Origin of the sequence: Planotetraspora silvatica (assembly GCF_016863315.1) — a bacterium.
Classification (GTDB): Bacteria; Actinomycetota; Actinomycetes; order Streptosporangiales; family Streptosporangiaceae; genus Planotetraspora; species Planotetraspora silvatica.
This window is the reverse complement of the sequence record NZ_BOOQ01000019.1, coordinates 221828-233613: the sequence shown is the minus strand read 5'-3', so window position 1 is coordinate 233613 and position 11786 is coordinate 221828. Positions and strand designations below refer to the sequence as shown.

Below are 11786 nucleotides of genomic sequence, written 5' to 3'. Positions count from 1 at the left end.
CGTCAGTGGCCGGAGTGCCCATGGTCGGGCTCGACCGGCGTTCCGTTGGTCGGCGACTGCTCTGCCCGGAGGGTGAAGGCGGCGGTGTGGACGGTTCCCTCGTGCTGGAAGTCGAGGAAGAGCCGGTAGTCGCCGCGGCTCGGAGCCTCGGCGTGAAAGGTGATCGTCGGCCCGGACGGGGTCCTGCCGTCGCCCGGGGCGCCGTCAGGGTGCACGTGCAGGTACGCCAGGTCGCCCGCGCGCAGCGCGACCAGGTGACCATAGGCGCCCAGGTAGGGTTCCAGGTCGGTCACGGGCGTGCCGTCTCTGCTCACCCTCAGCGTGAGCCTGCCGGCCGTACCCGGGGTCAGGTCGCCGTCGAGTTCGACGGTGTAGCCGTCGACGGTGGCCGTACGGGCGGGGGCCGGCAAGGCCTGCGGGGTGAAGTCGCCCGCGGCGTAGAGGTCGGTGCCGAGGGTGAGCCCCTCGCGGCCTTCGGGGGTGAAGTCGGCGAAAGCGCGATAGGTCCCGGCTTCGGGCAGCGACAGGGGGACCGACCAGACTCCGCCGCCGGTCTCGGCGGGATGGAGGTGCCGGAAGTCGCCGAGGTCGCGGTTCACCACGATGAAGTGCAGCTTCTTGCCGTGAGCGATCTGGTAGCGGGTCACCGGCCTGCCGTCGGGTCCCGTCACGGTGAACCGGAACGCCGTGCGCTCACCCGGCGTGAGCGTCGTCGTCTCCGGAGTCAAGGTGTAGCCGTCCTGCGACACCTGCAGCCCTCCGGGAACTGGCTCCGTGCTCTGCCGGGCCGGTGAGGAGGTCGCGTGAGCGCCGTGGCCGGTGTTGACCGGCGCCGGACCCACCGCGCCCACCGCGTTGCCGACCCCGACGGCCGCACTGAAGATCACCGCGAGGCCGAGACCGTACACGCCGAGCTTGATCGGGGCGTTCACGACGGATCCGCCACTTCGTATCCGGCTTCGGCGACGGCGGTGCTGATCCGCGCCGCGTCGATCGGGGATTCGCTCTCCACTGTCATGAGGCCTGTGGCGAGGTCGACCTGGACGCCGGCGACGCCGGCAACCTCTCCGACCTCTTCTTTGACCGAACTGACGCAGTGGCCGCAGGTCATGCCTTTGACGGTGAAGGTGGCGGTGGTCATCCCAAGAACTCCTGCTCTATGTCGATCAAGAACGAACGAGGCGGGCGATGGCGTCGGAGGCTTCCTTGACCTTGGCGTCGGCCTCGGCCCCGCCCTTGGCGACGGCTTCGGCGACGCAGTGCGCCATGTGCTCCTCGAGCAACTCCAGTGCGAAAGCCTGAAGCGCCCTGTTGGCGGCCGATACCTGGGTGAGGACGTCGATGCAGTACTTGTCCTCGTCGACCATCCGCTCCAGGCCGCGGACCTGGCCCTCGATGCGCCGTAGCCGCCTGAGATGGTCTTCTTTGCTTCCCGTGTATCCGGCCATTTCTCCACCTGGAAATCAGTTTGCCCGATTATGGAACACGGTACCCCCGCAGGGTATTCCGATGGGCGTGCAGGTGAAAAGAGGGTCATCGGGACCGGTGAACCGAGGACCGGTGGCGCACACGACCGCGCCGGGAGGCGCCGGAGCAGGTCGCCGGCGCCGGTCTCACCCCATGCAGAGCTGGGCGGTCAGAGTCTCGAATGACCAGTGCTCCCACTGATCGGGCGACCAGCCGCGGTCGCGGACGAACAGCAGATAGAGCTCCGGGCTGAGCAGGCCGAACAGCAGGTCGGCGGCGTGCTCGGCCGTCACGCCAGGGAGGATTCCCGGCTTGGTCACCAGTGACCGGGCGGCCGCCGCGTGGACGGTGAACCTCGGGTCGGTGTCCTGGTCCCAGAGGTCGGCGATGCCGGGATCGGCCGAGGTGGCGGCGCGCAGCATCTCGATGACCGGCGCGACCCGTTCCAGGATTCCCCGAGTGCCCCGAACGTGGAGCCGCACGTGGGCGGCGGCGGTCTCCGCGGTGAGGGCCCCGTGGAACCACGGCCGATCCATCGTCGCGATCGGCTCGTGGTCTCCCGCGATCGACACGTCGATCAGCTCTTTGAGAAGCACGCGCTTGTTGCCGAACGTGAAGTAGATCGTCTGTACGGCGACGCCGGCCCGATCGGCGATCTCCTGAAGCGTCGTCGCACCGTATCCATGCTGGACGAACAGCTCGCTCGCGGCCTCCAGCATCCGCCGGCGCGTCTCCTTCGCCTTGCGGGCCCGCTTGTCCTCGCCCTTGACCTGACCCATGGCTGTAGCTTATCTCTAGATGTCGACACTAGAGTTCAACTCTAGTGAGGTGAATCGCAGGAGGAGAGGACCCATGCAGGAAATCGTCAACACCTGGCACGCGGAGGCGTGGAACGGCTGGGAAGGCGTCCACTGGGCACAGAATCCCGCCCGCTACAACGCGATGGTCGCCGCCTTCAACCACGACTTCTTCCAGGTCGCCGCGATCGTCGAGAACGACCGCGTCCTCGACGTCGGCTGCGGGACGGGCCAGATCACGCTGCTGGCGGCACGCCGGGCGTCCCGGGGACACGTCGTCGGCGTCGACATCTCGGCGCCGATGCTGGAGCGCGCCCGCGCCGACGCGGCGGAGCAAGGTGTCGCCAATGTCAGGTTCGAGCAGGGGGACGCCCAGGTCCACCACTTTCCCGACGATGGCTTCGACGTCGCGATCAGCCGTGGCGGCGTCATGTTCTTCGGCGACCTGGTGGCCGCCTTCGCCAACATCCGGCGAGGGCTGAGGCCAGGTGGGCGGCTCGCGTTCATGGGGCCGCAGGGCGGCGCCCCTGACAGTGACTACGCCCGTGCCACCGCGGCGCTGAAACCGCTGATGCGCGGGCCGTCGCCCGCCGCGCGGGGGATGGGATCCCTGGTCGAGTCGGCCCGCATCCACGAGGTGCTCGGTGAGGCCGGGTTCGCCGACGTGAACGTCACTCCGGTCGAGGCGCTGATGGATTACGGCCGCGACGCCGTCGACGCGGCCGAGTTCATCCTCAGTCAGGGGCCGGTCCGCTTCAACCTGGACGGGGTCGACCGGGCCGTCGTCGAACGGACTCGGGAGGAACTGCGAGAGGGGCTCGGGGCCTACGAGACCTCAGTGGGCGTCCGCATCCCCGGCGCCGTCTGGCTGGTGAGCGCCGTCCGCCCCTGAGCCCCTCGGGCGGGCCGCTCAGAGTCGTGCGGGTTAGAGCGGCACGGTCAGCTGACCCTGGACGTGTGCCCGGACGATGCCCGCCATGTCCGTCACACAGTCGTCCAGCAACCACTGCACCTGCAGGCCGTCCATGAGGGCGACGAGCTGCCGCCCCGCCGTGCCCGGATCGATGCCGGGCCGCAGGATCCCCTCGTCACGGGCCCGCGTGTAGGCCTGCTCGAAGGTGTCGACGGACGTCCGGTAGCGCTCGACGAAGTAGTCGTGGGCGGGATGCGTGGCAGACGTCGCCTCCGCGGACAGCACGGCGAACAGTTCGACGATGCCCCGGCGTGCGGCGTTGAGCGAGACGAGGCCGACCAGCCGGCGCAGCGACTCCATGCCGGTGGCGCCGTCGATCGACAACCACTTCCCGTCCACCTCGTCACGGTGCTCGAGGACGGCGAGCAGCAGCGACTCCTTCGTCGGGAAGTGGTGGAGCAGGCCGGGATGCGAGATGCCGCAGCGGGCGGCGATCTCGCGCAGGGACGCGCCGCGGTAACCGGCCTCGCCGAACAGCGTCACGGCGCGATCGATGATCTCACGTCGCTTGGCGCGGCCCTTCTCGTAACCGTGCTGAGCCCCGGCGGTCACTGTCTTCACTCTTTCGGCGGTCAGATACCTACCACTTGGTCGGTATTGAGCTTACAGTTCTCTGGGGCGGCCGATATGGGCCGATCGGACACCGGGGGTCTCCTGTTGGCACGCTACGACCAGCGCACCGTGCGGCGGGGGCGATACGCGGTGGCCGCCGTGTTCTGCGTCCACGGCTCGGTGACCGGGTCCTTCGCGACCCGGGTCCCGTGGATTCAGGAACATGCCGCGGTCAGCGCGGGTCAGTTGGGGATCGCTCTGGCCTTCCCGGCGATCGGCGCCGCGTTGACGATGCCGCTCGCGGCCCGGCTGAGCCATCGCTTCGGCGCCCGTGCCGCACTCCGCGGCCTCCTCACCCTGTGGACGCTGGCCCTGATCCCGCCGTCACTGGCGCCGAACATGCCCACGTTGTGCCTGGCGTTGTTCGTCTTCGGAGCGAGCGCGGGGACGTGCGACGTGGCGATGAACGCGCTGGGCGTCGACGTCGAAAGGCGGCTCGACAAGTCGATCATGTCCGGGCTGCACGGCATGTGGAGCGTCGGCGCGCTGATCGGCTCCGCGGTGGGCACGCTCGCCGCGCACCTCGAGGTGAGCGCCCAACTGCACCACGCGCTGGCGGCGGGGACTCTCACTGTCGTCGGACTCGTGGCGTGCCACTACGTGCTCGACCTGCGCCCGGACCAGGACGAGGAGCCGCCTCCGCGGTTCGCGCTGCCGCCCAAGTCGGCGCTGCTCATCGGCGCGGTCGCGTTCTGCGCCACCTTCGGTGAGGGGGCGAGCCTGGACTGGTCCGCGGTTTACCTGCGAGACGTCCTGACGGCCTCGGCGGGTGTGGCGGCCGCGACGACCACGGGCTTCACGCTCACCATGGCCGTGGCCAGGATCGCCGGCGACGCCCTGGTGGACCGGTTCGGAGCGGTGCGCACCGTGCGGGCCAGCGGCGTGATCGCCGCCGTCGGCGGCCTGCTGGTGATGACCGCCTGGCATCCGCTGGTCGCGATGGCCGGCTTCGCGCTGCTGGGCGTCGGCATCGCGGTCGTCGTGCCGCTGGCGTTCGCCGCGGCGGGACGCAAGGGCCCGAACCCGAGCCAGGCCATCGCGGGCGTCGCCACCGTCACCTACACCTCGGGACTCATCGCCCCGTTCGTCATCGGCACGATCGCCGACGCGACCAGCCTGGTGGTGTCCTTCGCAGTGGTGACGGCGCTCGCCTGCGGGCTCGCCGTGTTCGCCGGCGTGCTCCGCACAGGCGACCGGCGGGCCGCCGGTGTCGCCCGGGCAGAGGCCGCATCCGACGTCACGTCCTGAGGGACGGCCCGGCGCGGACGTCACCGCCCGCGCCTTCGCGTCAGGAGCCCTCGCCCGTGCGGGGAAGGCAGACGGTCAACGCACCCGGGACGGCCTTGGCCTTGAGCCGAGTGGTGGCCCCGCGTTCGCCGCCGTCGAGCTCGTACATCAGGGGGGAGCCGAACCGGACGGAGACGGTTCTCGCGCGGGTGATCCGGACGAACGGTGACTCCTCGGAGCGTCCTGTCGCCATCGTCCCGAGCACCCGGGCCCACTGCACCGGTCCCGTGGCCGTGGAGACGCCCACCTCCAGCCAGCCGTCGTCGGGCCGGGCGTCGCCGAACGCCTCGATGCCGCCGGCGATCGTGCCGACGTTGCCCAGCAGCAGGCAACTCGCCTCCCCGTCGAACCAGGTCACGCCATCGACCTTGATCTTCATCGGCACGAGCGGGCCGCCGACATGCCGGACGGCCGCCTTGACATAGCTCAGCCTCCCGAGCCGCTTCTTCGCCTGCCCGTCGGCGTCGGCGATCATCTCGGCCTCGAATCCGGCACCGGCCATCACCGCGAAATGCTCGCCGTTCAGCACCCCGAGGTCCAGCTTCTCCCGACGGCCGTTGAATCCGATGCGCACCGCCTCCTCAAGGTCGGCGGGGATGCCGAGGTTGCCCGCGAACAGGTTCGCGGTCCCCGCCGGGAGGATCGCCATCGGCACGCCGGAGGTGGCCATCGCGTCGGCGCACCGCTGGACCATGCCGTCGCCACCCCAGACGAACACCAGGTCGGCGCCCCGCCTGAGCGCGTCACGGACCTTCTTGCGCGCCTTCCTGCTCTTGGGCACCTCGTACCAGAGCAGGTCGCCGACGTCCTGTTCGCTGACCAGCACACGCAGCCTGTCCAGGCCGGCGCCGAGAGTCTTCTTGCGGTGCGCGACAACCGCCACGGTGGGGGACATGCTCCCCGGCTACCCTCGGCGACGGGTTTCAAAGATGATCCACACCGGTAGAGCAGAACAGGAGTCAGCGCCTTCTGCCCGGGTAGCCGTGAGCGGATGCGGATCAAGGACCACTCCGATCGCGAAGGAGCCGGACGGTGACACATCCGTGGTTGAAGGCGTATGCCGGGCGTGACCGCACTCTGGGGTTGCGGCTGACGGTCGCCGGGCTCGCCGTGGCGCTCGCCATGGTCCCCTTCACCGTGTTGCTCGTCATCGCCAAGATGCCGGTCAACCGGCTGGACGCGGAGGTCGCCGAGGACCTGCACGTGTACGCGCTCGCGCATCCCGGAGTGACCAGGCTGCTCGTCGTGTGGACCGACCTGTTCGGGCCGTGGCCGTGGCGCATCGCGGTCGCCGCGTTCGCCGTCTGGCTGCTGCAAAAGGGCGCGCCCAGGCTGGCCGTATGGGCGCTCACCACCGTGACCGTGGGCGGGCTGCTCGGCCTCGCGCTCAAGGTGATCGTCGCGCGGGCCAGGCCACACCTGCCGGATCCCGTCGCGTTGGCGCCGGGTGAGTCGTTCCCGTCGGGCCACGCCGTCAACGTGACGCTGGGAGCGGGCGTCATCGTCCTGCTCGTCCTGCCCATGCTGCCCCGGTGGGGGCGGCGCGTCGCCTGGGCCGTCGCGTGGTTCCTGGTCCTGTCGGTCGGCTACACCAGGATCGCCCTCGGCGTGCATTGGGTGAGCGACGTGGTCGCCGGGATCGTGCTCGGCACAGCCGTGGTCGCCGCCACCGCGGCGGCGTTCGAGACGTGGCGGCGAGAGCAGGGCCGCAGGCCGGCCGCGCCGCTGACCGAGGGAATGGAGCCGAGCCGGTGAATACGCCCACAGCCATGATCGGGCACGTGAGGTACTACGCGTTGTCGATCGTCGTGCCGCTGCTCCTGCTGGCCGCGGCGACCTACGGCGTGGGCGAGCTGATCCTCAGGTGGCCGACCGGTGAGGCGGCCGTGAACCGGGGCCTGGCCGCCGACCGCACCTCGCTGTTGAACACGCTCACGGACTACGGCACCAGCCTGTCGGACATGCCGTACATCGTGGTGCTCACCTTGGTGGCCGTTATCGTGTTCAGGCTCGTCTGCAAACGCTGGCGCGAATCGGCCTTCCTCATCGTGTCCGTCTGGGGTCAGTCGCTCGTCTTCCTCGCCACCACCGAGTTCATCGGCCGGCGCCGGCCGCCGGTGCCGCACCTCGACCCCGCTCCGCCGACCTCCAGCTTCCCCTCGGGCCACGTCAGCGCCGCCGTCGGGTTCTACTGCGCGATCGCGCTCATCCTGACCTCGCACATCCGCGACAGGGCGTCGCGGGTGGCGATCTGGATGGTCGCCGTCGCCGTCCCGCTCATCGTCGGCTTCTCTCGCCTGTACCGGGGCATGCACTTCCCCACCGACGTCATCTGGGGCCTGTTGCTCGGCGTCTGCTGTGTCACGGTCGCCGCGCGTGCGATCCTCTACCGGCGCGAGGGTCGGCGCCCGCAACTCCAGACGGCGGAGCGCGATCCGCACCGGGTGCCACGGTGAGCCTGCGGCCGGTGGCACGGTGAGCCCCGCGGCCGCGTCTCAGCCTCGTGTGGCGGCCGGCGACGGGCGAAGGGACGGCGGGCCGGTCGATTCGCGGACCACCAGCCGTCCCGGATGGCGGATGACGCCGGTGGTGCGGTGTCCGTCCAGGGCCGCGGACAGATGCTCCACCGCGATGGCGCCCAACTGCTCCAGATTCAGGTCGATGGTGGTCAGCGGCGGACGGCAGTCGGCCGCCAGCGTCTCCCAGTTGTCGTAGCCCACCACCGCGACGTCGTCGGGGATGCGCCGCCCGAGGTACGTCAGCGCCTCGCAGGCGCCGTCCGCGATCTGGTCGTTGCCGCAGAAGATGGCGTCCACGTCGGGGTCGGCGGTGAGCAGCATGTGCGCCGCATGCCGGCCCCAGCGGCGTGACCATTCGCCGTGGAAGGGTTCTCCACCGGCCAGGTCCAGACCGGAGTCGTGCAGCGCGCGGCGCAGAGCGGCCGCCCGGTCGCGCGCGGCACGGTACAGCTCTGGGCCGGTGATGTGCCCGACGTGACGCCTTTGTAGGGATATGAGGTGCTCGGCGGCGAGGCGTGCGCCGCCCTCGTCGTCGGCGAGGATCGACAGATCCCCGGGGTCGCTGGATTCCCCGTACACGTACACCACCGGCACCGGGATGTCGCGGGTCAGCGACGGGCGCAGGTCGTTGCTCTCGCCGAGGATGATGAATCCGTCGACCTGCCTGGCCACCAGGGTGCGGATGTAGTGCTGGCGGCGGATGGAGTCGCCGCGCGCGTCGCAGAGCACCACCGACATCTCCTCGTTGCCCAGGGCGTTCTCCACGCCGAGCAGCACCGGCATGGAGAAGCGCCCGCCGAGCTCGTCGGTGAGCAGTCCGATGGTGCGGGTGCGGCCGCCGATCAGCCCGCGGGCGAGCGGGTTGGGATGGAAGGCCAACTCCGCGGCGGCGTGGCGCACCCGCGACCGGGTCGCGTCCGCGACCTCAGGCCGTCCGTTGAGCGCCTTGGACGCCGTCGCGACGGAAACCCCGGCCAGTTTGGCCACGTCGGCCAGGGTCACCAGTTCGGAACGACGTCGGCCCACCGAAAACCTTTCGAAAGCGTTTCGAGATGCCGACAAAGTCGGGAGGGGCGCGTGTCCTGAGCTTATGTCGAAGATCCGTCCGATACAACACCCCGTCGCCGGGCTCTCGTTATCGAAATTTAACGTTGCCGAAAACCTTTTCGGAGCCGATCGTGAACGGAAGCGGCGCATCCCGGGCGCGTCGGCACGGATCCCTCGCTACTTCGCACCCCCCCGCCAGTCCCACCCCGAAGGAGGTGACGCGATGCTGGTGTACGCCCGCTCCAGGTCGAGATCATTGGTCATGGTGGCCATACTCTGCCTTGTCGCCAGCGCGCTCGTGGCCCCAGGACGGCAAGCGTCCGCGGCCCAGACCATCGGATACCCGACCTTCAGCGGCCCCGCCGTACCCGCGCCGCCGGTCGCCTACAACACCGGCAACATGATGCAGGCCATCTACGACTCGGAGAGCGCAGGCACCAACTTCTGGATCGACCGGCTGCTCAGCCGCTCCGGCAGCGATCCGTCCGACGCCGACGGCGGCATCCTGATGACACGCGGCCGGGCGCTGTTCATGAAGACCCACAACCCCGGGACGCTCGGCTTCGCCGGCAACGTGGCCTACATCGAGAGCATCAGCAACCAGAGCGCGTTCACCGTGGCGATCACGCCCGGCACCTTCACCGAGCAGGTCTCCCAGCGCTGGCAGGCGCCGAGCTACTTCAAGAGCGTGCACACGAGTGGTGCGGTCCGCGTCGAGCAGACCAAGTTCATCACTCAGAACAACGTCGCGGTGGCGAACTTCTCGATCACCAACACGGGCACCTCCGCGACGACCCTGCAACTGCGGGCGACCTCGCCGTACGCGACCTCGGGCAGCGGCAACGAGCTGACCGGCAGCCGCAGCGCCTTCAACAACCTCACCACTTTGTCCCCGCGTCTGTCCGGCGACGGGTTCACCGTCACCAGCGGGGGACTCAACCGCTCGGTCACCGTCGCCGCGGGCGCCACCGTCACCGCCAAGGTCGTGATGGGTTTCGTCACCAACGAGATCCCCGAGTCGCTGACCGAGTACAACGCGTACAAGGGCTACACCAACGCCACCGCGTTCGCCACGCACGTGCGGGCCTACAACCTGTGGTGGGCGCAGAACATCCCGTACTTCGACTCGCCTGAGCCGGCCATCAAGAAGAACTACTACTACCGGTGGTGGCTGATGAGGTTCAACAACCTCGACGCCAACCTGCCCGGCCAGACCTACCAGTTCCCCACCTCGGTCGAGGGCGCGCTCGGGTACAACAACGCCATCGTGCTCACCCAGCCGATGCACATCGACGATCTCAAGTACCTCCGCACTCCGCTGTACGCCTACGGCGACTGGCTCTCGGTCGGTCAGGTCTCCAAGGGCGGCAGGTTCCTCGACAACCCCGGGGACCCGGCCAACTGGTCGAACAGCTACACGCAGTACATCGGTGAGGCGGCCTGGCGCAGCTACCAGATCCACGGTGGTCAGCCCGGCATCGCGGCCAACCTCGCCAAGTACGCGGAAGGCGACGCGAAGGGCCAGCTCAGCTTCTACGACCACGACAACAACGGCCTGATCGAGTACGACTGGGGCGCGCTGACCGGCAACGACGCCGACGCGGTCTCCTTCCACTGGCGCAGCGGCAACCTCGATCGCACCGAGTCCGCGTACGTCTACAGCGGGGCCCTCGCCGCGGCGCAGGCGTACGACGCGATCGGCAACACCACCAAGGCGGCCGAGATGCGCACGCTCGCCACCCGCGTGCAGAACGCGGTCGTCAACGTGCTGTGGAACCCGACCGCGCGCGTGCTGCAACACCGCCACGTGTCGACCAACACGCTCGACCCGTGGAAGGAGATCAACAACTTCTATCCGTACGCCGTGGGGCTGATGCCCAACACCGCGACCTACCGCGAGGCGCTGCGGCTGTTCACCGACCCGGCCGAATACCCGGTCTTCCCGTTCTACACCGCCAACCAGAAGGACAAGGCGGCGGCGGCAGCGGCCGGCAACCCGGGCAGCAACAACTTCTCCACGATCAACTCCACCGTGCAGTTCCGGCTCTTCTCGTCGGCTCTGCGCAACTACCCCAGCTCCTACATCACCACCGACGACTACAAGAAGCTGCTCTACTGGAACACCTGGGCCCAGTACGTCGGGGGCAACACCCAGTGGCCCGACGCCAACGAGTTCTGGGCCAACTGGAACGGCTCGTCCATCACCTACCGCTCGTGGATCCACCACAACATCCTCGGCAGCAGCAACTGGACGCTGATCGAGGACGTCGCCGGGCTGCGCCCCCGCAACGACAACAGGGTGGAGCTCTCGCCGATCAACATCGGCTGGTCCAACTTCGCGGTCAACAACATCCGCTACCGCAACGCCGACCTGTCCATCGTCTGGGACGACCCGGCCGACGGCGTGGTCAAGTACCCCGGGGTTCCCCAGGGATACTCCATCTACATCAACGGCACCCGTGCCGCGACGGTGAACCAGCTCGTGCCCTTCGTGTGGAACCCCGACACCGGCGCGGTCACCTTCAGCGGCACCGCAGGGACCGTGGCCTTCAGCACCGCGATCGCGGGGCTCCGGTCGCCGCAACAGGTCGTCCAGTCCGACGCGCGCGTCGTCGACGAACTCGCCAAGGCCGGAGTCGACCTCACCGCCAACCTGACCAACCTCGCCCAGGGCGCCACCGTGTCGGCCTCCTACACCGGCGGCGGCACCAGCACCGGCGGCGCGGTGGACGGCTACCCCGTCAACGAGCCCTACTGGGGTGCGGGCGGCTCGCCCAATGCCCAGGACTGGTACGAGGTGAACTTCGGCAGCGCCAAGACCCTCGACGAGGTCCGGCTCTACTTCAAGGACAGCCGTCCGGCGAGCGCCACCTACCGCCCGCCGTCCGCCTACCAGATCCAGTACCTCAACGGCAGCACCTGGACCAACGCCGCGGCCCAGGTCAAGACACCGAGCACACCGCAGGGCAACTACAACGTGGTCCGGTTCACGCCGGTCAGCGCGCAGCGGGTGCGAGTGCTGATGACCAACGCCTCCGGTGCGAAGTCCGGCCTGACCGAAATCAAGATCTACAACCGCTGAGG

At 69.2% G+C, this 11786-nt stretch carries 12 protein-coding genes; 5 read left to right on the top strand and 7 right to left on the bottom strand.

What is annotated here, in order from left to right:
- Window positions 1-2 precede the first annotated feature (2 nt).
- The 4 genes from Psi02_RS15705 to Psi02_RS15690 all read right to left on the bottom strand — a co-directional run bounded on the left by Psi02_RS15705 (window position 3) and on the right by Psi02_RS15690 (window position 2246).
- The gene (locus tag Psi02_RS15705) at window positions 3-932 is read right to left on the bottom strand and encodes a DUF8832 domain-containing protein (RefSeq protein WP_203974741.1); all 930 of its coding nucleotides are present in this window, start codon (window positions 930-932) and stop codon (window positions 3-5) included.
- On the bottom strand, window positions 929-1141 hold the full coding sequence (locus tag Psi02_RS15700) for a heavy-metal-associated domain-containing protein (RefSeq protein WP_203974739.1): 213 nt from the start codon (window positions 1139-1141) through the stop codon (window positions 929-931). The genes Psi02_RS15705 and Psi02_RS15700 overlap by 4 nt, the downstream gene beginning before the upstream one ends.
- Before the next feature lie 25 nt (window positions 1142-1166).
- Window positions 1167-1448, bottom strand: coding sequence for a metal-sensitive transcriptional regulator (locus Psi02_RS15695; protein WP_203974737.1), 282 nt, complete (start codon window positions 1446-1448; stop codon window positions 1167-1169).
- 165 nt (window positions 1449-1613) lie between these two features.
- Window positions 1614-2246 carry a TetR/AcrR family transcriptional regulator gene (locus Psi02_RS15690; RefSeq protein WP_203974735.1) on the bottom strand — a complete coding sequence of 211 codons (633 nt, stop codon included), beginning with the start codon at window positions 2244-2246 and terminating at the stop codon, window positions 1614-1616.
- Between the two features lie 73 nt (window positions 2247-2319).
- Here Psi02_RS15690 and Psi02_RS15685 point away from each other — a divergent pair, with 73 nt between their 5' ends.
- Window positions 2320-3156: a class I SAM-dependent methyltransferase gene (locus tag Psi02_RS15685; protein WP_203974733.1), complete on the top strand. Its 837-nt coding sequence runs from the start codon at window positions 2320-2322 to the stop codon at window positions 3154-3156.
- Window positions 3157-3189: 33 nt separating this feature from the next.
- Here Psi02_RS15685 and Psi02_RS15680 read toward each other — a convergent pair whose 3' ends face one another.
- Window positions 3190-3798: a TetR/AcrR family transcriptional regulator gene (locus Psi02_RS15680; RefSeq protein ID WP_239094919.1), complete on the bottom strand. Its 609-nt coding sequence runs from the start codon at window positions 3796-3798 to the stop codon at window positions 3190-3192.
- Window positions 3799-3894: 96 nt separating this feature from the next.
- On the opposite strand from Psi02_RS15680, the gene Psi02_RS15675 reads away from it, so the two are divergent.
- Window positions 3895-5097, top strand: a complete 1203-nt coding sequence (locus tag Psi02_RS15675) for an MFS transporter (protein WP_203974731.1) — start codon at window positions 3895-3897, stop codon at window positions 5095-5097.
- A 40-nt stretch (window positions 5098-5137) separates the two neighbouring features.
- On the opposite strand, the gene Psi02_RS15670 is transcribed toward Psi02_RS15675, so the two are convergent.
- Complete coding sequence (locus tag Psi02_RS15670) at window positions 5138-6031, bottom strand: diacylglycerol/lipid kinase family protein (RefSeq protein ID WP_203974729.1); 894 nt, start codon at window positions 6029-6031, stop codon at window positions 5138-5140.
- Window positions 6032-6168: 137 nt separating this feature from the next.
- Here Psi02_RS15670 and Psi02_RS15665 point away from each other — a divergent pair, with 137 nt between their 5' ends.
- On the top strand, window positions 6169-6891 hold the full coding sequence (locus Psi02_RS15665; RefSeq protein WP_239094918.1) for a phosphatase PAP2 family protein: 723 nt from the start codon (window positions 6169-6171) through the stop codon (window positions 6889-6891).
- 26 nt (window positions 6892-6917) lie between these two features.
- Entirely contained in the window at window positions 6918-7592 is a 675-nt protein-coding gene (locus tag Psi02_RS15660; RefSeq protein WP_203974727.1) for a phosphatase PAP2 family protein, read from the top strand.
- A 39-nt stretch (window positions 7593-7631) separates the two neighbouring features.
- Here the strand turns inward: Psi02_RS15660 and Psi02_RS15655 are convergent, their stop codons facing one another.
- Window positions 7632-8681 (bottom strand): LacI family DNA-binding transcriptional regulator, encoded by a 1050-nt coding sequence (locus Psi02_RS15655; RefSeq protein WP_239094917.1) that lies wholly within the window; start codon window positions 8679-8681, stop codon window positions 7632-7634.
- 244 nt (window positions 8682-8925) lie between these two features.
- On the opposite strand from Psi02_RS15655, the gene Psi02_RS15650 reads away from it, so the two are divergent.
- Entirely contained in the window at window positions 8926-11784 is a 2859-nt protein-coding gene (locus tag Psi02_RS15650; RefSeq protein ID WP_239094916.1) for a discoidin domain-containing protein, read from the top strand.
- The last annotated feature ends 2 nt before the right edge of the window (window positions 11785-11786 follow it).